Below are 24,821 nucleotides of genomic sequence, written 5' to 3' on the forward strand. Positions count from 1 at the left end.
GTTCCCCGAACCGGAAACGAGACCTGTGTCAAATCTGCAAGCCTCAAAGTAATTTGGCGGCTAGAGGATGAATCAAGGCTGCTCAGGGTTGACGACACCATTTCGCCCGCTTTTGGCGGCGCGTCAACTCACCACACATTACAGATGGTTACACACGCATCTTGACATAGGTGCCGGGGGCTTCGCCTAGAACTTGCATATGCTCGCCCGGTTTGCGGGCCGGTACGCGGGTATTGTCCCTGGCTTCGATCCAGCGCTGCCAGTGCGGCCACCAGGAGCCGGGATGGTCAGTGGCCCCGGCGAACCACTGGTCGAAGTCCCCAGCCGGCTTGCCGCCGGTCCAGTAGTGGTATTTCTGCGCCGCCGGCGGATTGACGACGCCGGCGATGTGGCCGGAGCCGGCCACGACGTAGTCGACCTCGCCGCCGAAATATTTCGAGCCGAGGAACACCGACAGCGCCGGCGCGATGTGATCCTCCTTCGAGGCGAGGTTGTAGACAGGGATGGTGACATCCTTCAGCGAAACCGTGCGGCCCGCCAACTCCATCATGCCTTGCGAAAGCCTGTTCTCGAGATAGCAATTGCGCAGGTAGAAGGAATGGTTGGCAGCGCCCATGCGGGTCGAATCGGCGTTCCAGTAGAGCAGGTCGAAGGGCAGGGGATCCTTGCCGCGCATGTAATTGTTGACGACATAGGGCCAGATCAGGTCGCCCGAGCGCAGCATGTTGAAAGCAGTCGCCATCTTGGTGCCGTCGAGATAGCCTTTTTCGCTCATTGCCTTTTCAACGGCCGCGACTTGCTCCTCGTCCACGAACACTTTCAAGTCGCCGGCATAGGTGAAATCGACCTGCGTGGTGAAGAAGGTCGCCGATTTGATGCGGTGGTCGCCTTCCTGCGCCATCAAGGCCAGCGCTGCCGCCAACAGCGTGCCGCCGACGCAATATCCGATGGCGTTGACTTGCCTTTCGCCGGTGGCCTTTTCAATCGTGTCGAGGCCGTATTGCAGGCCCTCCCTGATATAGGCCTCCCAGCTCTTGGCGCCGTGCCGCTCGTCCGGATTGATCCAGGAGATGACGAAGACCGTGTGGCCTTGCTCGACCGCCCAGCGGATGAAGGATTTTTGCGGGTTGAGGTCGAGGATGTAGTATTTATTGATCCATGGCGGGCAGATCAGCAGCGGCCGCTTGAGCACGGTCTCGGTCGCCGGCTCGTATTGCAGGATTTCGGCGACGTCGCTGCGGCCGACCACCTTGCCGGGCGTGGTGGCGAGATTCTTGCCGATCTCGAAGGGTGAATAATCCGCCTGCCGCAGCTTCAGGTCACCCTTGCCTGCGGCAATGTCCTCGGCCAGCATTTTCATGCCGCGCACCAGGTTTTCGCCGTTCGAGGCGACGGTCTCGCGAAACAATTCCGGATTGGTCAGGATGAAATTCGACGGCGAGATGGCGTTGGACACCTGCCTGACATAAAAGCTGGCCTTGTGGCGGGTGTGCTCGTCCAGACCGTCGGCGTGCTCGACCAGTTCGGCCGCCCAGCGCGAGGTGACGAGATACGCCTGTTTGAGGAAATCGAAAAAGGCGTTGCGGCCCCATTCCGGGTCCTGGAAACGCTTGTCGCCGCGCTCGGGCTTGACCGCATCCTCGGTCTCCTCGGCACCGGCGCCGATGCGCTGAACGGCATTGGCCCAGACGGCCATATAGCCGGAAAACAATCGTGTCTGTGCCTCCAGCGCGCGCTGCGGGTCGGAGAGCCAGTATTCGGTGAGTTTGGAGAACGTCTTCACCATGTCGACGACCGGCTCGGCGACATGATCGCGCACCTCGCCCTTTTCCCGCGGCTCGGCCCATGCCGAGGCGGCCTTGCCGGCCTGCTCGATCATGCGGGCCATGTTCAGAGCAAAGCGTTCCGGGTCCTTAACCAGATATTGCTCGACGGTCGAAGGTTGGTCATCTTCCGCTTTGCCCGAATCGGGTGTTTTGGACATGGTTCGCGGGGTTCCTCCCGAAGCGTTTTGTTGACATATTACCATGGGATATCTGACAGGGTCCAACGTGCTCTAACCCGGCCGCCAGGAAAACAATATGACGATTAATATTGGCAAGAACGTTTTTTCCGGCACTGGTCGTTTTTGCCGCATGGCGCTCGTCCTGCTGGCGATGGCCGGTTGCACGAGCAGCAACATAGAAGGTGCAGCGCCCGCCACCGGCCTTGTCGGGGCGAAGGACACCGGTTCCTACCCGAACCTGAACATCCCGCCGCAGGTGGCGGCCGAGCAATTCACCGACGAGGAAAAGAACGCCAAGCTCGCCCAGCTGAAGGCCGAGGAGCAGGGCCAGGCCGCGAAGGGCGGCGGCGTCAAGGTCGCGGACCAGGCTGCGCTGGACCAGCTGGCAAAAAAACACGGCGCCGAGGCGCTGAAGCAGATCGAAGGCAAATGCGACCCCGCTCTCGACCCTAATTGCAAATAAGCTTATACGCGCGACCGCAACCTCACTGTCTGGAACTGCCATGGAAGAATTTCACAAGGTCCGCCGGCTTCCGCCCTATGTCTTCGAACAGGTCAACCGGCTGAAGGCCAGTGCCCGCTCGCGTGGCGCCGACATCATCGACCTTGGCATGGGCAATCCGGACCTGCCGACGCCCAAGGCCATCGTCGACAAACTCTGCGAGGTAGTGCGTGATCCGCGCACGCACCGCTATTCGTCGTCGCGCGGCATTCCGGGCCTGCGCCGTGCCCAGGCCAATTATTATGCCCGCCGTTTCGGCGTGAAGCTCGACCCGGACAGCCAGGTGGTGGCGACGCTCGGCTCGAAGGAGGGTTTTGCCAATATGGCGCAGGCGATCACCGCCCCCGGCGATGTGATCCTGTGCCCCAATCCGACCTATCCGATCCACGCCTTCGGCTTCATCATGTCGGGCGGCGTCATCCGCTCGCTGCAGGCCGAACCGGACGACGGTTTCATCCCGGCACTGGAGCGCGGCATCCGCCATTCGATCCCGAAGCCGCTGGCGCTGATTCTCAATTATCCGTCCAACCCGACGGCACTGGTCGCCTCGCTCGATTTCTACAAGGAGGTGGTGGCTTTCGCCCGGAAGAACGACATCATCATCCTGTCGGACCTTGCCTATTCCGAGATCTATTTCGACGGCAATCCGCCGCCTTCGGTGCTGCAGGTGCCGGGCGCCATCGACGTCGCAGTCGAGTTCACCTCGATGTCGAAGACCTTTTCGATGCCGGGCTGGCGCATGGGTTTTGCCGTCGGCAATGAAAGGCTGATCTCGGCGCTGACGCGGGTGAAATCCTATCTCGACTACGGCGCCTTCACGCCGATCCAGGTGGCGGCCGCGCATGCACTCAACGGCGACGGAGCCGATATCGCCGAAGTGCGCGACGTCTACCGCAAACGCCGCGATGTCATGGTCGACGCCTTCAGCCGTGCCGGCTGGACCATTCCCGCACCGGCGGCGTCGATGTTCGCCTGGGCGCCGATCCCGGAGCCGTTCAAGCACCTCGGCTCGCTCGAATTCTCCAAGCTCCTGATCGAGCACGCCGACGTCGCGGTGGCGCCGGGCGTCGGCTTCGGCGAGCATGGCGACGATCACGTGCGCATCGCGCTGGTCGAAAACGAGCACCGGATCCGTCAGGCAGCGCGCAACATCAAGCGCTTCCTCGCATCCAGCGCCAAGCAGCCGAATAACGTCGTACCGCTCGCCGCGCATCGCTGAGTTTTCTACACATCAATCGACCGAATGGGGCGTCGCCGGACATGGCTGAAGCGTTGCGTGTTGGAATTGCCGGCCTCGGCACCGTCGGTGCGTCGGTGGCTCGCGTGCTGCGCGACAAGGCGGCGGAACTGACGCGGCAGTGCGGCCGCGAGATCGTCGTGTCAGCGGTCTCGGCCCGCGATCCCAAACGCGACCGCGGCGTTGATTTTGGCACAGCACTGTGGTTCGACGACGCCGTCAAGATGGCCCAGACCGCCGAGATCGATGTATTCGTCGAACTGATCGGCGGCGACGAGGGCGCGGCACGATCCTCGGTGAAGGCGGCGCTCGAGGCCGGCCGCCATGTCGTCACCGCCAACAAGGCACTGCTTGCCAAGCACGGCGTGTCACTGGCCGAGATCGCGGAAAAGAGGGGCGTGCTGCTCAACTACGAAGCGGCGGTGGCCGGCGGCATTCCGGTCATCAAGACGATGCGCGAGGCGATGGCCGGCAATTCGGTGACCCGCGTCTTCGGCATCCTCAACGGCACCTGCAATTATATTTTGACGCGCATGGAAGCCGAGGGCCTGTCCTTTGATGCCTGCCTGAAGGACGCCCAGCGGCTGGGCTATGCCGAAGCCGACCCGACCTTCGACATCGAGGGCCACGACACCGCGCACAAGCTGTCGATCCTGACCAGCCTTGCCTTCGGCACGAGGATTGCGGCCAATGACATCTACATGGAGGGCATCTCCAACATCAGCCAGGCCGATATCCGCGCGGCCGGCGATCTCGGCTACCGGATCAAGCTGCTTGGCGTCGCCCAACGCACCGAAAGCGGTATCGAGCAGCGCGTTCACCCGACCATGGTGCCGACGGCCTCGGTCATCGCGCAGGTGCACGGTGTCACCAATGCGGTCGCGATCGAAACCGACATCCTCGGCGAATTGCTGCTTTCCGGCCCCGGTGCCGGCGGCAACGCCACCGCTTCGGCGGTGATCGGCGACATTGCCGACATTGCCAAGAGCCGGCCTGGCTTCCAGCATGGCCCGGTCTTCGGCCGGCCGGCGAAGGAATTGAAGCCCTACAAAAAGGCGCAGATGCGCAGCCATGCCGGCGGTTATTTCATCCGGCTGACCGTGCACGACCGCCTCGGCGTTTTCGCCGCGATCGCCAAACGCATGGCCGACAACGACATTTCGCTGGAATCGATCGTGCAACATGCCGCAGGGCCGGAAACCGAGGCACAGAAGACAGTCATCCTGGTCACCCACGAGACGACCGAGGCGGCGGTGCGCAAGGCCGTCGACGGCATCACCAGGGACAGCCTTCTGACCGACAAGCCGCAAGTCATCCGCATCGAGCGGGCCGGATAGCAGTCTCAAGTTTTGCCTTTAATCGATTGATATTGCTGCGCTTTCAAAAAGGTCCAGCGCAGGTCTTGCTGTTGTCACGAGGCTTTGACACAAGAAGCGCGTCTCTGGCGGGAGGCTAATGCATGTCGCCCAAAAGTGTGCGGCGGTTTTGGGACAACGACATGCATAGAAACAAAGTGCCAACGAGGATTATCCATCGATGAATGTGGCCCAGAACATTGTCGCCGGCCTCGACCGGATACTGACCATGGAATTGGTGCGCGTCACCGAACGCGCCGCGGTCGCGGCCGCCAGATTGCGCGGACGCGGCGACGAGAAAGCCGCCGATCAGGTCGCGGTCGACGCCATGCGCCAGGAGCTTAATCGTCTCGCCATCAACGGCACGGTGGTGATCGGCGAGGGCGAGCGCGACGAGGCGCCGATGCTCTATATCGGCGAGGAGGTCGGTACAGGCAAAGGCCCGGCTGTCGACATCGCGCTCGATCCGCTCGAAGGCACGACGATCTGCGCCAAGAACCTGCCCAATGCGTTGGCCGTCATCGCCATTGCCGAAAAAGGCAGCCTTCTGTTCGCGCCGGACGTCTATATGGACAAGATCGCCATCGGCCCGGGCTATGCCGATGGCATCATCGACATCGATGCCTCGCCGGCCGAAAATATTGCCAGCCTGGCCAGGGCCAAGGGCGTTCCGGTGGCAGAGATCACCGCCTGTATCCTCGACCGGCCGCGCCATGGCGCCTTGATCGAAGCCGTGCGGGCGACAGGCGCCGCGATCCGGCTGATCGGCGACGGTGATGTCGCCGGCGTCATCCACACCACCGACCCGGACGAAACCGGCATCGACATCTATCTCGGCACCGGCGGTGCGCCGGAGGGCGTGCTGGCGGCGGCGGCCTTGCGCTGCACCGGCGGCCAGATGCAGGGCAGGCTGATCCTTGACACGCCGGAAAAGCTGGCGCGCGCGGCGAAGATGGGGATCTCCAACCCGAAACGGATCTACCACACGCAAGACATGGCACGCGGCGACGTGCTGTTTGCCGCGACCGGCGTCACCGACGGCAATATGCTGGCCGGCGTCAAGTTCGGCCGCAATTTCATCACCACGCACACGATCGTGCTGCGCTCGTCGTCGCGAACCGTGCGCGAAATCAAGGCCAGGCACCAGGATCTGGAAAAGTTTTGATTTCGACTCAGTTAGCCGTTGCATATTGTGCGCAATGACAAATTGCAGACGGCGCGTCACGTGACGGGGGAAAGACGCTTTTTCCTAGATGTCAGGCAGTCGGCCACCGGCGTTTCCTGGGAACACCGACTGACCGAGCGTCAGGACATGGCTGCGCTCGCCATCGCGCAAGGTTATGGCGTGCCCGACATCGTGGCACGCGTGCTGGCCGGGCGCGGCGTCACTGCCGAGCAGACCGAGCGGTTCCTGGATCCGACCATCCGCAACCTGCTGCCCGACCCGGCATCGCTGACCGACATGGACAAGGCGGCCTCTCGCATCGCCCAGGCGGTGACGGCAAGGGAAAAGGTGGCGATCTTTGGCGACTACGATGTCGACGGCGCCGCCTCATCGGCGCTGCTCAAGCGCTTTTTCGCACATTTCTCGGTGCCGTCGGAGATCTACATACCGGACCGCATCTTCGAGGGTTACGGCCCCAATCCGGAAGCGATGCGCGAACTCGTCTCGCGCGGCGCGACGCTGATCGTCACCGTCGATTGCGGCACCAACAGTGCTGCTTCCATCGACGCGGCGAAGGCCGCCGGCGCCGACGTCGTGGTGCTCGATCACCATCAGGTCGGCGGGCCGTTGCCGGCGGCGGCTGCGGTCGTCAATCCTAATCGCGAGGACGATCTTTCCGGGCAAGGCCATCTTTGCGCCGCCGGCGTCGTCTTCCTGTGCCTGGTACAGACGGCGAAGATCCTGCGCAGCCGGCTGCCGGATGCCGCAGCGCCCGACCTGCTTGGCCTGCTCGACCTGGTGGCGCTGGGCACCGTCTGCGACGTGGTGCCGCTCACCGGCATCAACCGGGCCTTCGTGGTCAAGGGGCTACAGGTGGCGCGGCAGCAGAGGAACGAAGGGCTGGCGGCACTGGCGCGGGTCTCGCGTATCGGCGAGCCGATCAGCACTTTCCATCTGGCCTTTCTGATCGGTCCGCGCATCAACGCCGGCGGGCGCATCGGCGACGCAGCACTTGGCAGCCGCCTGCTTGCAACCGACGACCCGGTCGAGGCCCGCACCATCGCCGAGACGCTCGACCGGCTCAACCAGGAGCGGCAGTCGATGGAGCAGGAGATGCTGGCCGCGGCGCGCTCAGAGGCCGACGCCGAGCTTGCCGGCGGCAATGGTCCGGCCATCGTGGTCACAGCCAGCAGCAACTGGCATCCGGGCATTGTCGGCCTGCTTGCCTCGCGGCTCAAGGACCATGCAAGACGGCCGGCTTTTGCCATCGCCTTCAACGCCAATGGCGTCGGTACGGGGTCAGGCCGTTCGGTGTCGGGCTTCGACCTCGGCCGGCTGGTGCGCGAGGCTGCCGATGCCGGGCTGATCGTCAAGGGCGGCGGCCACGGAATGGCGGCAGGCATCACCGTCGAGCGGGCGAAGCTCGGCGCGCTCCGGGCTTTTTTCGAAGAGCGCGCTGCGGTGGATGTGTTCCGGCTGCAAGGCGAGGAGAGCCTGGCGATCGACGGCGCGCTTGCCGCCGAGGGCGCGACGCTTGCGCTGCTCGATGCGCTTGAGCGGGCAGGGCCGTTCGGCGCCGGGCATGTCGCGCCGGTGTTCGCGCTGCCGCGTCACCGGCTGGTTGATGCGCGGGCGGTCGGCACCAACCATATCCGCGCCGACCTGCAGTCGGAAAGCGGCGGCCGCATCCAGGCGATCGCCTTTCGCGCCGTCGATACTGCGCTTGGCGAATTCCTGTTCAAGAACAGGGGCAAACCGGTGCACGTCGCCGGCTCATTGTCGGGCAATCACTGGAACGGCAACCGCACGGTGCAGTTTCGTATCGTCGACGCGGCGCTTGCCTGAGAGCTCGCTGACCGCTCGGCCTAAGCGAGGACGGTCTGCAGCCGGGTCAGTTCGCCGATTTGCGCCATCGTTGCCTGGTAGCCGATACGGATCGCTTCGTCGGCGCGGTGGAATTCGGTCAGGCCGATATGGCTGAGCTTCGGCTGCAGCGACATGTCCGGCGGGTCGCCGGCCAGCCTGGCGCGCGAAATGCGGTCCTGGATGATGTTGAAGGCTTCGACCATGACGCCGGTGATGCCGAGCCGCGTCTCGCGCGACTGACGTTCGGGATCGGCGTGGCCACCCCTTGGCGCGTCTCTCTCGACGATCAGCTCGCCTGCGCTGTGCTTGATCACCGCGGCGCGGCCGAACAGATCGTAGTGAAGGTTCACCGCAACCACGAGCGGCTGCTCGTAGGCACGGCAGACCGAGACCGGCACCGGATTGACCAGTGCGCCGTCGACCAGCACGCGCCCGTTGCAGGCGACCGGCTCGAACACGCCGGGCAGCGCGTAGGAGGCGCGCATGGCGGTACTCAACGAGCCGCTCGACAGCCAGATTTCATGGCCGGTGCGGATTTCGGCAGCGACGCAGACGAACGGTTTTGGCAGGTCCTCGAAGCGGATGCCGGCTATGTGCTCGCGCAGCCGTGCATCGAGCTTCATGCCACCGAACAGGCCGCTGCCGCGTAGATTGAGGTCGAGAAGGCCAAAAATGCGCCGCCTGGTCAGGCTGCGCGCGAATTCTTCCAGCTCGTCAAGTTTGCCGGCAACATAGCAGCCGCCGACCAGCGCGCCGATCGAGGTGCCGGCGATCATCGACACTTCGATGCCGGCTTCGTCAAGCGCGCGCAGCACGCCGATATGCGCCCAGCCGCGCGCACAGCCGCCGCCCAATGCCAGCGAGATCCCTGTTTTACCTGGAGATTTGGTTTCGGATGCGCCTGCGGCCGAGGAGAGGCCATTGGCCTCCCGAACGTCAGGTCTGTTGCGCAATGACGCCCAGTCGAGCATCACAATCTCCCTTGTCCCACGGTCATCCTACAGGCGGGCCGTATCGAAATCATGAATATACGTGGCTGAAGTGCTGCGAATGGTTCATACTGATGGTGTTTTGGGCTTTCGATACGTTTTTTCCGCATCGAACAGCGGCTTGCTGCCGTCGTTGGCAAGCGTCCCTTTGCCATCGCTCAGCCCCACCGTCCGATAAAAGCATGAACGTCGGCCGGTGTGACAAGTTGCTTCGTGACCCAGCACTTTGACGCGCAACCATATCGCGTCCTGGTCACAATCCGTGAGCATCTCGACGACCTGCTGGACATTGCCCGAGGTTTCGCCCTTCTTCCACAGCGCGTTGCGCGAACGCGACCAGTAGTGCGCGATGCCGGTCTCGAGTGTCAGCGCCAGCGCCTCGGCATTCATATGCGCGACCATCAGCAGCATGCCGTTTTCGGCATCGGTGACGACGACAGTGACGAGGCCGCCGGCGTCGAAGCGCGGTGAAAGGACGGTGCCTTCCTCGAGTGCCTTCTTGTCAGATGGAGCTTTCGGGAATTCCAATGCCGACATTCGCCGGTCCCTATTTAGCGAGGGCGGCGCGGGTCTGATCAGTTCCGCCGCCGCGCACCATGGTGACGAAGCGGACCTGCTCTTCAGGTGTATCCTTGAAGACGCCGGTGAAGGTCGAGGTCAGCGTGGTGGAGCCCTGTTTGCGGATGCCGCGCATGGCCATGCACATATGCTCGGCCTCGAGCATGACGGCGACGCCGCGCGGATTGAGCACGTCCTGGATGACGCCGGCAATCTGCGCGGTCATCGCTTCCTGGGTCTGCAGGCGGTGGGCAAAGATGTCGACGACGCGGGCGATCTTGGACAGGCCGACAACCTTGCCGTCAGGCAGATAGCCGACATGCGCCTTACCGATGATCGGCACCATGTGATGCTCGCAATGCGAGTGGAACGTGATGTCCTTGACTATGACGAGGTCGTCATAGCCGGCGACTTCCTCGAACGTGCGGCCAAGCTCCTCGGCCGGGCACATATCGTAGCCGTTGAACATTTCGCGGAACGCCTTGGTGACGCGCTTCGGCGTGTCGATCAGGCCCTCGCGCTCAGGATTGTCGCCGGTCCAGCGCAACAAGGTGCGCACCGCGGCTTCGACTTCGGCCTCACTCGGCCGGTCGGTGACCGGCTTTTCCATATAGGCCGACTGCGGCATGAGTTTCTTGATAACGGCGTCCATAAAGGCGTCTCCCGTAGTTCCTCTCTCAGGAGGAACGAGTTGAACGGACCACGACCTTTCGGGTGTTAGAAACTCGCCCGGTTTCCAGCCCGTAAGTGGCGTGAACAGATTTGGGCAGGACGAGACTTGCGGTCGCCTTGTCGATACCCGACTACGACCATTATATATGTTCGTGCCGAGCGAAAGGAAGACGCCAGAGCGGCAATCGCTGTTCGCTGGGCGGCGACAGATTGGAAAAATATGATCGACGACGTCTACAATGCGAAAATTCTGGGTTTTGCCGGAAACATCGCACGGATCGGCCGGCTCGACCGGCCCGACGCAACCGCACGAGCACATTCCAAGCTGTGCGGCTCGACAGTGACCGTCGATCTGAAGATGGATGACGGCGTCGTCAGCGATTTCGCGCATGACGTGAAGGCCTGTGCGCTTGGCCAGGCGTCGTCTTCGATCATGGCGCAGCATGTCGTCGGCGCCAGCGCCGAAGAACTGCGCAGCGTGCGCGAGACGATGCTGAAGATGCTGAAGGAAAATGGCCCGCCGCCCGAAGGCCGCTTCGCCGACCTGAAATACCTGGAACCGGTGCGCGACTACAAGGCGCGCCACGCCTCGACCATGCTGACCTTCGACGCGGTGGTCGATGCGATCGGCCAGATCGAGAAGAAGCGGGCGGAACAGGCGGCCTAAACCTCGGCAAGAAAACGCCGGCTTTCGGCGAATTCCGCCCGGACCCAGTCGGCAAAAGCCCTGGCAGGCTCGGAAAGGTCATTCAGTCTTCTGGCCACCAGCCAATAGGCGCCGGACGCAACGTCGATGTCGAAAGGCTTGACCAGCGCGCCGGACGCAAGTTCTTCGCCGATCTGCAAAAGATCGCCCAGTGCGACACCATGTCCAAGCAAGGCTGCCTGTTTCGAAAGCGAGGCATCCGCCAGCATCGGTCCACGCGCAGGCACGGCTTCAGGGGTCACGCCGGCCGCTTCGAACCAGCGCGTCCAAGCCTGACGGTTTTCTTCGTGCAGCAATGTATAGCGACCAAGGTCGATCGGTTTTTCCAGAGCTGGCCCGGACGCAAGAAGCGCCGGCGACAGAACCGGTGAATCGACGACCGAGGCAAGCTGTTCGGCTTCGCTGCGTGGCCATGAAGTGGCGTGTGCACTGAAGCGTAGAGCAAGTTCAGGCTGATCGCTGCGGAACTCTATCAACCTCGGGTCGACCTCAAGGGAAACGTCGATATCGGGTCGCAACTGGCGAAATCGGTTGAGCCGCGGCACCAGCCATACGGATGCAAGCGACGGCTCGACGCTGACACGGACCACGGACTGCGTCGGGGCCGCCGTCAATTCCGAAAGCAGCCTGTCGATGCCCCCGAAACTTCTGACCAACTGGTCGAGCAGCCGCCGGCCGGTGTCGGTCAATTCGACGCGGCGATGATGGCGGAAGAACAAAGGTTGGCGCAGGAATGTTTCGAGCTCGCGGATCTGGCGGCTGATCGCCGCCTGCGAAACATAAAGCTCCTCGGCCGCACGGCTGAAGCTCAGGTGACGACCGGCTGCTTCGAAGCTTCTAAGAGCCGTCAGGGGGAGGCGTCCGCGCTTCATTCGCATAACTCAGAGTTATCTGACGTCGACGTTATACTCGTTTGAAGAGCAAGGCCAGCGGCGCTCTAATCGGTGCTCAAAGGAGTGCTGCCATGATCCAGTTTCTCAACATCCTGAGCGATGTCGTGCGGATCGCGACATTTCAATGGCATGACGAGAAACCGCATGGCGACTGGTGCGAGGGGAGGCCGCCGACCAGCGTCGCCGCATGTCGGAAGCCGACGCCCGACCGGTACCCGGTTCGCCGTTCGAGGCAGTGACGGGATTGCCGGAACGGCATTGCGTTCCCGGCCCGATGCGCACATCTATCCTGAAGGGAAACGCGACGCGGAGACTGTGGTGGTCGGCCAACATCGGCATGCGCACGGCGCCAGGCCGATTCGACAAGGACGCAACTGGCCCGGCCCGTGGCGCAAGACGCCGGGCCGCGTCTTCGGCACGTCGCTCGTCCGGCTCTACCAGCTGACGCTGTCCGGCTTTGTGGGCAATTCCTGCCGGCATCTGCCGACCTGTTCCGAATACGCGCACGAAGCGATCGCCCGGCATGGACTATGGGCCGGCGGCTGGATGGGATTCTTTCGCGTGCTGCGCTGCGGGCCGTTAGGGACGCATGGCATCGACCGCGTGCCCGAAACCCTGGCTGAGCGCTATGTCTGGTTTGCGCCGTGGCGGTACTGGCGGATCGGGAAAAAACGTGGCGACCTAGACAGTTGACCGCAACTGTTCGTTACACAACCGCACCGCTGTTTACGATCTGGTAGGGTTAACCGCAGCTTGCGCGGACATAGCGCATTTAAGACAAAATCGAGACAAGACGCCTCGCTAAGCCGCTCCTGATACCCTTCAGGAGAGATTGCCAAATGCGCCGGATAGATCGTCTTCCCTTCGTTTTCGCCGTGGTTCTCTATGTCCTGGCGTGGCTGTTGGGCTTTCCGATCCGTGCGCAATCGGCGCCTCTCGGGGACGTCGAATGCACGCTGATCGTCGACGCCGCGAGCGGCGAGACGCTGTACCGGCAAGGGGTTTGCGATCAGCGCGTCAGCCCCGCCTCGACATTCAAGATTCCGCTGGCGCTGATCGGCTATGACGCCGGAATCCTGGGCGACGAGCATACACCGAATTGGGAGTACAAAGCGGAGTTCAACGCGCCGAAACGGGACCGCAAGACCGTCGACCCGACGATCTGGGAAAGGGATTCGGTCCTTTGGTTCTCACGCGAGATCACGCGCCGGCTCGGCAGCAAACAGTTTGCCGGCTATGTGTCCAGATTGGACTATGGCAACACCGACGTCTCCGGCAATTCCGGCAAGAATGACGGCCTCCCCCATTCCTGGGTGAATTCTTCGCTCGAGATATCGCCGGTCGAGCAGGTCGATTTCCTGCGCAAGCTGCTGGCGCGGAATCTGCCGGTCTCGGACAAGGCCCATGCGATGACCAATGCGATTGTCCCGACCTTCCGGGCGGGCGGCTGGACGGTGCAGGGCAAGACCGGGACGACCAGGCTTGGCGACGATGCCGACAAGCGCTCGCTTGGCTGGTTTGTTGGCTGGGCGCAGAAGCATGCTCGCAAGATCGTCTTTGCCCGCCTCGTAGTCGATACGAAACGTTCCGACACGCCGAAGGGGCTCAAGATGCGGGCGATGTTCCTGAAAGAGCTGTCGAATCTCCTCGGGTGACCTAAATCCGGCTTTACGGCGCCGAAAACTGCCCATAAAAGACCGCTCGCCGCCGGACGCATCCGGCTCTTACTTGATGTAAGTCGCAACCCCAAAATCGCTACGCAGTTTTGGGCGACGTGCATTTTACCACCCGCGCTCGTTTGCGGGACTGGATAGGAGAATTTAATGCTGAATTCCGTTTCCCTGACATTTCCCGATGGCTCCGTCCGCGACTACGACGCGGCGATGACCGGCGCCGGCCTGGCGGAATCGATCTCGAAGTCGCTGGCCAAGAAGGCCGTTGCCTACAGCATCGACGGCACGTTGCGCGACCTTTCCGACCCGATCGGCAAATCAGGCAAGCTCGAAATCATCACCCGCGAGGATCCGCGTGCGCTGGAGCTCATCCGCCATGATGCCGCGCACGTGCTGGCCGAAGCCGTGCAGGAACTTTGGCCGGGAACGCAGGTGACCATCGGGCCGGTGATCGAGAACGGATTCTACTACGACTTCGCCCGCAACGAGCCGTTCACGCCCGACGATTTCCCGGTGATCGAGAAGAAGATGCGCGAGATCATTGCGCGCAACAAGCCGTTCACCAAAGAGGTGTGGTCGCGTGAAAAGGCGAAAAGGATCTTTGCCGACAAGGGCGAGCGCTACAAGCTCGAGCTGATCGACGCCATCGCCGAGGATCAGGATCTCAAGATCTATGCGCAGGGCGACTGGTTCGACCTTTGCCGCGGTCCGCACATGGCCTCGACCGGCCAGATCGGCAACGCCTTCAAGCTGATGAAGGTCGCCGGCGCCTATTGGCGCGGCGATAGCAACAACCCGATGCTGACGCGCATCTACGGCACGGCCTGGGCCGACCAGGCGCAGCTCGAAGCCTATCAGACGATGCTGGAGGAAGCCGAGAAGCGCGACCACAGGAAGCTCGGCCGTGAGATGGACCTGTTCCATTTCCAGGAGGAGGGCCCCGGGGTCGTGTTCTGGCACGCCAAGGGCTGGAGGATGTTCCAGAACCTGGTCAATTACATGCGCCGCCGCCTGGACGAGCAGGGCTACCAGGAGGTCAACGCGCCGCAGGTGCTCGACAAGAGCCTGTGGGAGACCTCAGGCCACTGGGGCTGGTACCGGGACAACATGTTCAAGGTGACGGTCGCCGGCGACGACACCGACGACGACCGGGTGTTTGCGCTGAAGCCGATGAACTGCCCCGGCCACGTCCAAATCTTCAAACACGGGCTGAAGTCCTACCGCGATCTGCCGGTAAAACTTGCGGAATTCGGCAATGTGCATCGCTATGAGCCGTCCGGCGCACTGCACGGGCTGATGCGGGTGCGCGGCTTTACCCAGGACGATGCCCACATCTTCTGCACCGAGGAACAGCTCGCCGACGAGTGCATCAAGATCAACGACCTGATCCTGTCGACCTATGCCGATTTCGGCTTCGACGAAATCACGGTCAAGCTGGCGACCCGCCCCGAAAAACGGGTCGGCACCGACGCGATGTGGGATCACGCCGAGGGCGTGCTGCAGGACGTGCTCGACAAGATCGCGGCGCGGTCGGGCAACCGGATCAAGACGGGCGTAAATCCGGGCGAGGGCACGTTCTACGGGCCGAAGTTCGAATATGTGCTGAAGGACGCCATCGGCCGCGACTGGCAATGCGGCACCACGCAGGTCGACTTCAACCTGCCGGAACGGTTCGGCGCCTTCTACATCGGCTCCGATTCGGAAAAGAAGCAGCCGGTGATGGTGCATCGCGCCATCTGCGGTTCGATGGAGCGTTTTCTCGGCATCCTGATCGAGAATTATTCCGGCCATTTCCCGCTCTGGTTCGCGCCGCTGCAGGTGGTGGTGGCGACGATCACTTCCGATGCCGACGATTACGCGCGAAAAGTCGTTGCGCAGCTGAAGGCGGCCGGGCTGATCGCCGAAACCGACCTGCGCAACGAGAAGATCAACTACAAGGTCCGCGAGCACAGCCTTGCCAAGGTGCCGGTCATCGTCGTTTGCGGCAAGCGCGAGGCTGAGGAAGAAACGGTCAATGTCCGCCGTCTCGGGTCGCGCGACCAGGAATCGCTTGGCCTCGCGGCCGCCGTGAAACTGCTTTCCGACGAGGCGGTGACACCCGACCGCAAGCGCCGCGCGGCCTGAGCCGGCCAATCAGCAACGAAATGGCGGTGGATCGCTCCACCGCCATTTTCATATGCTTGTCACGCCAATTGTGTAGCGAGCCCCATGCTCAAGCTGAAGATGCGCGAAAGACCGTTTCCCGAGCTCTCCTATGCCGGTCCGCATCAGCCGGCGCTGACGCGCTGGTTCATCCACTCGGTCGAAGGCCTGTCGGGACGTGATCGCTTCGCCGCACTCTATGATTTCTGGCGCCGGCAAGTGGTGCCGAACGGAGAGCGCGTGTTCAGCCGCATGCTGGAGCTGATCGACGTCCGGGTGCGGACCGCCGGTCAATGGCCGCCGGCAAACCTGCCCGACACGCCGCTGGTGATTGTTGCCAACCATCCGTTCGGCATCGGCGACGGTATTGCCGTGCTGTCGCTGGCGGAGCAGCTCGGCCGACCGTTCCGCGTCATGATCCACAGGGATCTGCTCAAGATCCGCGAGATGGAGCCCTATTCGCTGCCGATCGACTTTTCCGAGACCAAGGACGCGCTGAAGAACAACATGGCGGTCCGCCATGAAGCGGTGCGGCTGCTCAAGGAGGGCGTCACCATCGTCGTCTTTCCGGCGGGAGGTGTCGCCACCGCGCCGAAGGGGTTTGGCCGGGCACGCGATCTGCCGTGGAAGGTGTTTCCGGCCCGTCTCGTTCAGGACGCAAAGGCGTCGGTCATCCCATTGCATTTTTCGGGCCAGAACGGCCGGCTGTTCCATCTGGTCAGCGGACCGATGAACATGGCCGAACGCGACGGGCGTGTGGCGAAATTCGTCGGCAAGGCCTCGCTGACACTGCGCACATCGCTGCTCATCCGTGAATTTGCGCGGCTCTCCGGCAAATCGATCGACGTGCGCGTCGGCGACGTGCTGGGGTGGGACGAACTGGAGCCGCTGCGAGACCGCAAGGCCTTGCTCGACCGCCTTCAGCGCGGCGTCTTCGATCTGGCGCCGGCCGAGACGACTGGCCGCGTGCCGTTGCTGGCGCGACGCATGCGCAAAGCAGCCTAGAGGGGGCGCGGCTTAGTCGGCGCCTTCCTCGGAATCGATGGCCGAAGCTTCGGTTGCCGGGACTTCGATGTCCTGATTGTGTCCGGCCACCACCGTAAAATCCTTCTGGTAGATGCGGTCGCGGTTTTTGGCGATGATGGTGTAGTCGCCCTCGGCCAGCACCATCGAGGCAAAGGCGCCGACGGTCTCCTTGATCGGGTCGCCGGACTCGTTCAGCAGCGACCAGGAGGTGTCGGCGATCGCCTCGCCGCCCGGCTCGCGCACCAGCTTCATGGTCATCTCGGCGGCACGATGCTCGACCGTCGCTTCGGTCAGCTTGCCGGCCTCGACGCGGATGTCGGAGCGGATGACCGCGTTCACAGCGCCATAGGTCGAAACAACGTGGTAGGTGCCGGCATTGAGCCGCACGACGCTGTTCGGCTCGACATCGGGTATGATCAGCGCGCGATCGCCATCGGCCGCGGCGTGGCTCTCATAAATCGAGAAGCGCAGCTTCTTCGGCGGTATGCGCACCCCTCCCGACAGCACGGCATCAAGCTTGAGGCCGCCGGCATCGAGCACGAGGCTCTCACGCTTGGCTTCCTTGCCGACGGTGATGCGCTTGGTGGCGCCGGCCCGCCCGTAGGAGGCATGGACCAGATAGGAACCCGGCTCGAGCTGGAATACGGCGGTGCCGCCATGAGCGGAGGCGACCATCGGCAGCTTGCCGTCGCTGGCCGATTCGGGCTTGAAGACGCGCCAGACGATGCCGCGCGTGATGTCGGCACCCTTGTCGGTCAATTGCGCCGACAGCGTGATCGCCCCGCTGCTGCCCAATGCCAGCGATGTCTCGCTTTTCGGAGGCGCATAGCCCGAAATTCCGGGAAGTTTCAGATCACTGAGGCCGTCTACATTCTGGGCGGCGGCAAGCGAAACCGGCACCATCAACAGTGCGGCAGCGAGCCATATCAGGAAAAGACGCAATGTCCCCTCAAACATGCCTTGCGTTGAAGCCCAATGCGGTGGCAATTTCAAGGCTTAAGAGTCCGGTCGGCTTCTGCTAGAGGGCTCTTTGTCCGGCGCGTCGCGCCAATGCCCGAGCCGCCCGATATCCCGATGGCGCGCTTCAGCTCAAATTCCAGGAGACTTGCGCCCATGGCGTCGCCGATCATCGATTTTCTGCTGACCCGAAATTCCGCGCCGATCCCGGATTTGAAAGAGCCGGCACCGGGCGATGCGGAGATCGCGACCATGATCGCCGCCGCCTCGCGGGTGCCGGATCATGGCCGGCTGGAGCCCTGGCGTTTCATCCTCTATCGCGGCCAGGCTCGCGTCGAGATCGGCAAGGAGTTGGCAGCACTTGCCGAACAGCGCGAAGGGCCGTTGCCGGAAGGCCGCCGCAACCAGGAATTGGCACGCTTTTCGCGGGCGCCTCTGGTCATCGGCGTGATCTCGATCCCCAGGGAAAATCCAAAGATCCCGCAATGGGAGATGTTCTTGTCCGGCGGCATGGCTGCGATGAACCTGCTGCTTGCCGCCAATGCGCTGGGCTACGGTACCAACATGATCAGCAACTGGTATTCCGACGTGCCAGAGGGCAGGGCGATCCTCGGTCTGGCGCCGCATGAGCGGGTCGTCGGTTTTGTCCATATCGGCTCCTATCAGGGGCCAGCGCCGGAGCGGCCACGGCCCGATCCGGCAAAGCTCTACGCCGACTATTCGGGGCCGTGGGTGGGATAATTTTCGACCCGGAACCAGACCCTAAGCGTCAAGCCCCGCTGCCCTGGCTCGCGCCAGGAGCCGCTCGGCGAGCTTGAGATGCGGCCGGTCGTACATCTTGCCGTCGATGCCGACGACGCCGGGGTTTCCCGCCGCCTTGAATGCCTCGACGATCGCCAGCGAATTTTTCACCGCTTGCGCCGAAGGCGTGAAGGCGGCGTTGATGACCGGCACCTGCGCCGGATGGATCGCCATCTTGCCGGTGAAGCCGTCGCGCTCGGCCTCGGCGCATTCGGCCTCGAAGCCGGCCATGTCGCGAAAATCCGGAAAGACGGTGTCGATCGCCGCGACTTCCGCGGCATTCGCCGCAAGCAGGGTCATGGTGCGGGCGAAGCGGAATACATCCGTGTAGCGGCCATTCGCGTCGCGCGTCGAGCGCGCGCCGATTGCCGCCGACAGATCTTCCGCGCCCCAGGTGACGCCGACAAGCCGCGCGCTTGCCTTGGCGTAGGTCACGGCGGCCAGAACGCCGGCGGCCGTTTCTGTGATGATCGGCAGGATCTTTATCGCGCCATCCGGCAGGCCGCTTTCAGCTTCGTGCACCCTGAGCTTGGCCGAGAGATGCTGGACATCCAGTCCGCTGTTCGACTTAGGCAGCATGATGCCGTCGGGCTTCACTGGCACGAGCGCCGCCAGATCGTCGTCGGTCAGTCCGGTCGAAAGGTCATTGACGCGCACATAGATCGCGGAGTTGGTTCGGTGCCTGTGCCCGGCGAGGAAACGCGCCGCTGTGTCGCGCGCCAGCCCCTTGTTTTGCGAGGCAATCGAGTCCTCGAGATCGACGATGACCATGTCGGCGCCCGCGCCAAAGCCCTTCTCCAGCTTCTTTTCCGAATCGCCGGGAACGAAGAGCAGGGAACGCATCGGCTATGCCTTTTTCATCATCATGGCTTGCCTCGTGCATCTGGCAACCAGCACGTCGTTCTGGTTATAAGCGCGGTGCTCGAACTCGACGATACCGCGGTCCTGTTTCGACCTGGAATCGCGCACCGAAACCACCGTGGTCTCGACGCGAATCGTGTCGCCATGGAAGACGGGGTGCGGAAACACCGTCTCCTTCATGCCGAGATTAGCGATGGTGGTGCCGACGGTGATGTCGTTGACCGAGATGCCGATCATCAGGCCAAGCGTGAACAGCGAATTGACCAGGGGCTTGCCCCATTCGCTCTTGGCGGCGAAGTCGAAATCGATGTGCAGCGGTTGCGGGTTCAGCGTCATCACCGAAAACAGCATGTTGTCGCTTTCGGTCACGGTCTTGCGCAGCGTGTGCTTGAACACATGGCCGACAACGAACTCCTCAAGGTAAAGGCCGGCCACGGTCTGTCTCCTCCACTGCTTAAGGGTTGATAGGCGTTGCATACCGGGCTCGCAAGCCAGTTAACGAACATGGTGAACCGTTCGTAAACCATTTGTGCCTACGGTCCCGACAGGCGCCAGAAGCGTTCTGGCAAAGGGGCGTAAGCAGGCGACATGGTCGTTTCGCATTTCCTGAAATGGATCCACACGGCAAAGGTGTCGGAGCGTGCTGCGGCGGCAAGCGCGCTGGCTCGCGCCTATGTCGATTCGGACCTGCCTTTCGAGGACCGCTGCGCTGCCGAGGCGGCGCTGACGTTGCTGCTCGATGACGCATCGTCAAAGGTGCGGCTGGCGATCGCCGACGCGCTTTCCATGAGCCATCATGCGCCGCCGCAGATCGTCAGCGCGCTGGCTTCGGACCAGCCCGAGGTGGCCGCTTTGGTACTGGCGCGCTCGCCGCTGCTTACCGATTCCGACCTGATTGATCGGGTTGCCGGCGGCCAGAAAGCGACGCAGAAGGTGATCGCCGACCGGCCGCGCGTCTCGATGTCGGTTGCGGCAGCGATCGCCGAGGTCGGTGAGCCGGAAGCCTGCACCACGCTGCTCGCCAATAGCGGCGCCGACATCGCATCCGTCAGCTTTCGCCGCATGGCCGAGCGTCACGGCCATCTGCCTCTGGTGCGCGAGGCGCTGATCGCCGACACCCGGCTGCCCGCCGACTGCCGGCATATGCTGCTGGTCAAGCTAGGGGAGATGCTCAAGGGGTCGCCATTGGTGCTGGCGCTGATGGGCGCCGCCAGGGCCGAGCGCATCACGCGCGATGCTTGCGTCAAGGCTTCGGTGACACTGATCGAAGGCACGCGGGCGGAGGAACATACCGCACTTGTCGAACATCTGCGCCTGCGCGGCGACCTGACCGCAAGCTTCGTCATCCGCACCATCGCGCACGGCAAGGTCGACTTCTTTGGTTCGGCGCTGGTCGCGCTCAGCCAGCAGCCCGAGCAACGGGTGAGGGCGCTGCTGGCCAGCGGGCATGACATAGCGTTGCAGGCACTGTTCCGCAGCGCCGGGCTTGCCGCCGCCACCCACGCCATCATCCTGCGCGCGCTGAAGGTCTGGCGTGAGGTCGCCAATGGCAAACGCCTCGCCGGCGTCCAGGAAGTCAGCTGGCTGATGCTGAAGGAATTGGGCGGACAGTCCGCCGAAGGCGATCTCGCCAGGCTGGTCAAATCGATCCATCTCGATGCGCTGCGCGAGAACGCACGCGGGCACGCGCTGGCGATCGCGGCTGCTTAAAGCAATTCCAGGAAAAGCGTGAAACGGTTTTCCGACTTGCGTCAAAATAAAAAACTGAGCGGTTCGGCGTTTCCGTGAAACGCTCAACCGTTCCAGGCCTCATCCTTCGCGAAAAATCCGGAAAAGTCTTGCGCACAGTGACAGCCGCCGTCCGCGGCTCGCCTAGCAGAAGACGCTCAGATATCCAGCACTTCCGTCGCGGCGAATTCCGCGCGTTCCTGGATGAAGCGGAAGCGGGCCTCGGGCTTGGTGCCCATCAATGCGTCGACCGCATCCTTGGTCGCCGCCTCGGCGTCGATGACGTCCACCCTGAGCAGCGTGCGCTTTCTCGGGTCCATGGTGGTTTCTTTGAGCTGGGCAGCCATCATTTCGCCCAGCCCCTTGAAGCGGCCGATTTCGACTTTGCCGCGCCCGGTGAATTCGGTGCGCAGAAGTTCGTCTTTGTGCGCATCGTCGCGGGCATAGGCGACCTTGCCGCCTTGCCGGATCGAGTAGAGCGGCGGCACCGCCAGATAGAGATGGCCGCCGCGGACCAGGCTCGGCATCTCCTGGTAGAAGAAGGTGATCAGCAGCGAAGCGATATGGGCGCCATCGACGTCGGCGTCGGTCATGATGATGACCCGGTCGTAACGCAGGTCCTCGTCGCGGTATCTCGAGCGCGTACCGCAGCCCAAGGCCTGGATCAGGTCGGATATCTGCTGGTTGCCGGCCAGCTTGTCGTTACCGGCGCTGGCGACGTTGAGGATCTTGCCGCGGAGCGGCAGCACCGCCTGGCTGGCGCGGTCGCGCGCCTGCTTTGCCGAACCGCCAGCCGAATCGCCCTCGACGATGAACAGCTCGGCGCCGGCCGCTGCATTCTGCGTGCAATCGGCGAGCTTGCCGGGCAGGCGCAGCTTGCGCACGGCGCTCTTGCGCGACACTTCCTTTTCCTGGCGGCGGCGCACCCGCTCGTCGGCACGCGCGATCACCCATTCGAGCAGTTTCGAAGCTTCCTGCGGATTGTCGGCCAGCCAATGGTCGAACGGGTCGCGGATGGCGCTTTCGACGATGCGGATCGCCTCGATCGTCGCCAGCCTGTCCTTGGTCTGGCCGACGAATTCCGGTTCGCGGATGAACACCGACAGCATGCCCGCCGCCGAGATCATCACATCCTCGGATGTGACGATCGAAGCGCGCTTGTTGCCGACCAGGTCGGCATAGGCGCGCAAGCCGCGCGTCAAAACGTTGCGGAAGCCGGCCTCATGCGTGCCGCCTTCCGCGGTCGGAATGGTGTTGCAATAGGAATTTATAAAGCCGTCGCCGCCGAACCAGGTCACCGCCCATTCGAGCGAACCGTGGCCGCCCTGCTTCTCGCTCTTGCCGGCGAACATTTCACGGGTCACCTGGAATTCGTCGCCGAGCGAGGCTTTCAGATAGTCCTTGAGGCCGCCCGGAAAATGGAATTCTGCCTTGGCCGGCGTCGTGTCCTTTTCCTTGATCAGCGAGGGATCGCAGGTCCAGCGGATTTCGACACCGCCGAACAGATAGGCTTTTGACCGCGCCATGCGGTAGAGCCGCGCCGGCTCGAACGCAGCACCCTTGCCGAAAATCTGCTCGTCTGGATGGAAGCGGATCTTCGTGCCGCGCCGGTTGTGCACCTCGCCGAGCTGCTCCAGGCCGGTCACCGGAACGCCTCGCGAGAAGCGCTGGCGATAGAGCTTGCGCCCAATCGCAACCTCGACCTCGAGATGGTCGGACAGCGCGTTGACCACGGAAACGCCGACACCGTGCAGGCCTCCCGAGGTCTCGTAGACCTTGCTGTCGAACTTGCCGCCTGAATGCAGCGTGGTCATGATGAGTTCGAGCGCCGGCTTCTTGAATTTCGGGTGCGGATCGACCGGAATGCCGCGGCCGTTGTCGGTTACAGACAGGTATCCGTCGGCGGAAAGCTCGACATCGATGAAGGTAGCATGGCCGGCGACCGCCTCGTCCATCGAATTGTCGATGACCTCGGCGAACAGATGGTGCATCGCCTTGTCGTCGGTGCCGCCAATGTACATGCCCGGGCGGCGGCGCACCGGCTCCAGCCCCTCCAGCACCTCGATATCGGCGGCACTATAGCTCTCGCTGGCGTCACGGGGCGCCGGCCGCTTCGTCGCCTGCACCAGCGGGTCGGCCGGGCGCGCGGCGGCGCGAGCCGGTTGCGGCTGCTTGCCCAAATTGCCGAAAAGATCGTTGCTGTCGTCCATGCTGGTCCTGGATTCCGATGCTGCGAATCACCACCCGATACTGCCACGCTTTTTGCGGGCAGGCGACGGAGGTTCCTGTTACGTTCGAGGATAGAGCCTCTTACTGCAAAACCATTCGACAACCAAGCGGCGGAAATGGGGTCGAAGCTTGGAGCATCGACGCTTTGTAAACCTTGTCTGAAGGTTACGCCGCAAGGTTGGCTGAAAAACGATATCCGCGGACTGTCGCTGACCTAGAATGAAGCGAAACCCTCAAGAGGCTGTCGCTTAAGCATGTTGGATTACAGTTCGCTCCTGCTCGCAGCGGCGCTGTCGGGCACGTGCCTCAGCATCACCATGTTTGCGATCTGGTTCACCGCGCCACAGGCACGCTTTGTGCTGACGGTGGCGTGCGGCATTCTCGTGCTCGTCGCACATGTGGTCTTGTTTTGGCATTACACAAGAGATCCAAGCCCCTGGCTTTGCCAGATCGTGCTTGCTCTTCTCAGCCTCGGCTTCCTGATTATCTGCCTGTCGGCCATGCAATATCTCAGCATGCGCGACTATAGGCGGGCCATCTTGCCGACCTTGGCTGCGATGGCTGTTTGCGCGGGCGCGACGTATCTCGGGTTTGATGGTGTCGGCTTCATTGTCACCTATGCGACGGTAACGGCGCTACTCTCGCTTATCGGGGCGATGTTCTGGATTGAGGGTGGTCATGATCGCCGGATATTGCTGGTCGTATCGTTCCTGAGCGGCGTCTGTGCGCTGTCGTTCGGACTTTGCGGCGCGGTCCTGCTGGTCAAGGGCCAGTGGGTGCTCGGCGTAGCACCGGACAATTGGGCCGAGCGGGTGAATTCCGTCGTAGCCGTCGCCTGCATGACCGGGCTTGGCGCATTAACGCTCTCCCTGCACCATTTGCAGGCGCAGATCGAATTGAAGGCCGAGACGATGACCGATCCATTGACCGGGCTGATGAACCGGCGGGCGTTAACGGCACTCTACGGCGAGCGGGTCTTCGGTCCGTTCATGTCCGTCACCATGTTCGACCTCGACCATTTCAAAAGGACGAACGACGTATTCGGTCATCCGGTCGGCGACCAGGTCCTGCGCCGCTTTGCCGCCGTCATCAGGAAATACGCCAGAACCGGCGTCGACGCCTTCCGGCTGGGCGGCGAGGAATTCGTGCTCGTCATGTCGCGGATGACGGAAGAAAAAGCCTATGACATTGCGAGCAAGATCAGCGTCGCCTTCGGTACGGAAGTCGTGGCCACCCAGCTTGGTCCGTTGCGAAGCACAGTCAGCGGCGGCATCGGCTTTGGTGGGACGAGCGGCACCGGTCTCGATGATGTGCTGGCCGAAGCCGACGCCGCGCTCTATGCGGCAAAGCGCGCCGGGCGAAATCGCGTCATCGCCCGGGACAGGGCGAGCAAGGCCGACGGGCCGGCCTTGCGTTCTGCCTGATTGAGGCTTCTATCTTCTTGTTAGACCATGAT

At 62.9% G+C, this 24,821-nt stretch carries 23 protein-coding genes; 14 read left to right on the forward strand and 9 right to left on the reverse strand.

The features are described 5' to 3' along the window. Positions 1 to 148: 148 nt before the first annotated feature. The gene (locus tag NKH63_RS03910) at positions 149 to 1,984 is read right to left on the reverse strand and encodes a PHA/PHB synthase family protein (protein ID WP_352917643.1); all 1,836 of its coding nucleotides are present in this window, start codon (positions 1,982 to 1,984) and stop codon (positions 149 to 151) included. A gap of 151 nt (positions 1,985 to 2,135) precedes the next feature. Between NKH63_RS03910 and NKH63_RS03915 the strand changes: the two genes are divergently transcribed. The 5 genes from NKH63_RS03915 to recJ all read left to right on the forward strand — a co-directional run bounded on the left by NKH63_RS03915 (position 2,136) and on the right by recJ (position 8,109). Further along, positions 2,136 to 2,468, forward strand: coding sequence for a hypothetical protein (locus tag NKH63_RS03915; protein ID WP_352482154.1), 333 nt, complete (start codon positions 2,136 to 2,138; stop codon positions 2,466 to 2,468). Between the two features lie 40 nt (positions 2,469 to 2,508). After that, positions 2,509 to 3,726, forward strand: a complete 1,218-nt coding sequence (locus NKH63_RS03920) for an LL-diaminopimelate aminotransferase (RefSeq protein WP_352466981.1) — start codon at positions 2,509 to 2,511, stop codon at positions 3,724 to 3,726. A gap of 41 nt (positions 3,727 to 3,767) precedes the next feature. Then, positions 3,768 to 5,081 carry a homoserine dehydrogenase gene (locus tag NKH63_RS03925; RefSeq protein WP_352482155.1) on the forward strand — a complete coding sequence of 438 codons (1,314 nt, stop codon included), beginning with the start codon at positions 3,768 to 3,770 and terminating at the stop codon, positions 5,079 to 5,081. Between the two features lie 199 nt (positions 5,082 to 5,280). Continuing rightward, positions 5,281 to 6,264: a class II fructose-bisphosphatase gene (glpX, locus tag NKH63_RS03930; protein WP_023720150.1), complete on the forward strand. Its 984-nt coding sequence runs from the start codon at positions 5,281 to 5,283 to the stop codon at positions 6,262 to 6,264. A gap of 60 nt (positions 6,265 to 6,324) precedes the next feature. Further along, positions 6,325 to 8,109, forward strand: a complete 1,785-nt coding sequence (gene recJ / locus NKH63_RS03935; protein ID WP_352482157.1) for a single-stranded-DNA-specific exonuclease RecJ — start codon at positions 6,325 to 6,327, stop codon at positions 8,107 to 8,109. A 20-nt stretch (positions 8,110 to 8,129) separates the two neighbouring features. Here recJ and NKH63_RS03940 read toward each other — a convergent pair whose 3' ends face one another. From NKH63_RS03940 to folE, 3 genes are all read right to left on the reverse strand, one after another. Then, positions 8,130 to 9,101, reverse strand: a complete 972-nt coding sequence (locus NKH63_RS03940; protein ID WP_352482159.1) for a patatin family protein — start codon at positions 9,099 to 9,101, stop codon at positions 8,130 to 8,132. 84 nt (positions 9,102 to 9,185) lie between these two features. Further along, a complete protein-coding gene (hisI, locus tag NKH63_RS03945) occupies positions 9,186 to 9,656 on the reverse strand; it encodes a phosphoribosyl-AMP cyclohydrolase (RefSeq protein WP_352482161.1) in 471 nt (156 codons plus the stop codon). A 10-nt stretch (positions 9,657 to 9,666) separates the two neighbouring features. Further along, complete coding sequence (folE, locus tag NKH63_RS03950; protein WP_352482163.1) at positions 9,667 to 10,329, reverse strand: GTP cyclohydrolase I FolE; 663 nt, start codon at positions 10,327 to 10,329, stop codon at positions 9,667 to 9,669. A gap of 240 nt (positions 10,330 to 10,569) precedes the next feature. Here folE and NKH63_RS03955 point away from each other — a divergent pair, with 240 nt between their 5' ends. After that, complete coding sequence (locus tag NKH63_RS03955) at positions 10,570 to 11,016, forward strand: iron-sulfur cluster assembly scaffold protein (RefSeq protein WP_023720146.1); 447 nt, start codon at positions 10,570 to 10,572, stop codon at positions 11,014 to 11,016. Here NKH63_RS03955 and NKH63_RS03960 read toward each other — a convergent pair. Further along, on the reverse strand, positions 11,013 to 11,927 hold the full coding sequence (locus tag NKH63_RS03960) for a LysR substrate-binding domain-containing protein (RefSeq protein ID WP_023720145.1): 915 nt from the start codon (positions 11,925 to 11,927) through the stop codon (positions 11,013 to 11,015). The two genes, NKH63_RS03955 and NKH63_RS03960, sit on opposite strands and share 4 nt — an antisense overlap. A 92-nt stretch (positions 11,928 to 12,019) precedes the next feature. Here NKH63_RS03960 and NKH63_RS03965 point away from each other — a divergent pair, with 92 nt between their 5' ends. The 5 genes from NKH63_RS03965 to NKH63_RS03985 all read left to right on the forward strand — a co-directional run bounded on the left by NKH63_RS03965 (position 12,020) and on the right by NKH63_RS03985 (position 16,768). Beyond that, positions 12,020 to 12,187, forward strand: a complete 168-nt coding sequence (locus tag NKH63_RS03965) for a hypothetical protein (RefSeq protein WP_352482166.1) — start codon at positions 12,020 to 12,022, stop codon at positions 12,185 to 12,187. A 79-nt stretch (positions 12,188 to 12,266) separates the two neighbouring features. Beyond that, positions 12,267 to 12,641 (forward strand): membrane protein insertion efficiency factor YidD, encoded by a 375-nt coding sequence (gene yidD, locus NKH63_RS03970; protein ID WP_031194332.1) that lies wholly within the window; start codon positions 12,267 to 12,269, stop codon positions 12,639 to 12,641. A 146-nt stretch (positions 12,642 to 12,787) separates the two neighbouring features. Continuing rightward, positions 12,788 to 13,603 carry a class D beta-lactamase gene (gene blaOXA, locus NKH63_RS03975; RefSeq protein ID WP_352482167.1) on the forward strand — a complete coding sequence of 272 codons (816 nt, stop codon included), beginning with the start codon at positions 12,788 to 12,790 and terminating at the stop codon, positions 13,601 to 13,603. 168 nt (positions 13,604 to 13,771) lie between these two features. Beyond that, positions 13,772 to 15,745: a threonine--tRNA ligase gene (gene thrS / locus NKH63_RS03980; RefSeq protein ID WP_023720142.1), complete on the forward strand. Its 1,974-nt coding sequence runs from the start codon at positions 13,772 to 13,774 to the stop codon at positions 15,743 to 15,745. Positions 15,746 to 15,829: 84 nt separating this feature from the next. Further along, entirely contained in the window at positions 15,830 to 16,768 is a 939-nt protein-coding gene (locus tag NKH63_RS03985) for a lysophospholipid acyltransferase family protein (RefSeq protein ID WP_352482168.1), read from the forward strand. 12 nt (positions 16,769 to 16,780) lie between these two features. Here NKH63_RS03985 and NKH63_RS03990 read toward each other — a convergent pair whose 3' ends face one another. Next, positions 16,781 to 17,746, reverse strand: coding sequence for an RgsD C-terminal domain-containing protein (locus NKH63_RS03990; RefSeq protein WP_352482169.1), 966 nt, complete (start codon positions 17,744 to 17,746; stop codon positions 16,781 to 16,783). A 156-nt stretch (positions 17,747 to 17,902) separates the two neighbouring features. On the opposite strand from NKH63_RS03990, the gene NKH63_RS03995 reads away from it, so the two are divergent. Beyond that, the gene (locus NKH63_RS03995) at positions 17,903 to 18,487 is read left to right on the forward strand and encodes a nitroreductase family protein (protein ID WP_023720138.1); all 585 of its coding nucleotides are present in this window, start codon (positions 17,903 to 17,905) and stop codon (positions 18,485 to 18,487) included. 21 nt (positions 18,488 to 18,508) lie between these two features. On the opposite strand, the gene NKH63_RS04000 is transcribed toward NKH63_RS03995, so the two are convergent. Beyond that, on the reverse strand, positions 18,509 to 19,390 hold the full coding sequence (locus NKH63_RS04000) for an HpcH/HpaI aldolase/citrate lyase family protein (RefSeq protein ID WP_352482170.1): 882 nt from the start codon (positions 19,388 to 19,390) through the stop codon (positions 18,509 to 18,511). A 3-nt stretch (positions 19,391 to 19,393) separates the two neighbouring features. Next, positions 19,394 to 19,843 (reverse strand): MaoC family dehydratase, encoded by a 450-nt coding sequence (locus NKH63_RS04005; protein ID WP_352482171.1) that lies wholly within the window; start codon positions 19,841 to 19,843, stop codon positions 19,394 to 19,396. Positions 19,844 to 19,996: 153 nt separating this feature from the next. Here NKH63_RS04005 and NKH63_RS04010 point away from each other — a divergent pair, with 153 nt between their 5' ends. Beyond that, on the forward strand, positions 19,997 to 21,118 hold the full coding sequence (locus NKH63_RS04010) for a DUF2336 domain-containing protein (RefSeq protein WP_352482172.1): 1,122 nt from the start codon (positions 19,997 to 19,999) through the stop codon (positions 21,116 to 21,118). A 176-nt stretch (positions 21,119 to 21,294) separates the two neighbouring features. Here NKH63_RS04010 and parE read toward each other — a convergent pair whose 3' ends face one another. Further along, entirely contained in the window at positions 21,295 to 23,346 is a 2,052-nt protein-coding gene (parE, locus tag NKH63_RS04015) for a DNA topoisomerase IV subunit B (protein WP_352482173.1), read from the reverse strand. A 273-nt stretch (positions 23,347 to 23,619) separates the two neighbouring features. Between parE and NKH63_RS04020 the strand changes: the two genes are divergently transcribed. Next, positions 23,620 to 24,789: a GGDEF domain-containing protein gene (locus tag NKH63_RS04020; RefSeq protein ID WP_352482174.1), complete on the forward strand. Its 1,170-nt coding sequence runs from the start codon at positions 23,620 to 23,622 to the stop codon at positions 24,787 to 24,789. Positions 24,790 to 24,821: the final 32 nt, after the last annotated feature.

The organism is Mesorhizobium sp. M0960 (assembly GCF_040319055.1).
In the GTDB taxonomy this organism is placed as follows: Bacteria; Pseudomonadota; Alphaproteobacteria; order Rhizobiales; family Rhizobiaceae; genus Mesorhizobium.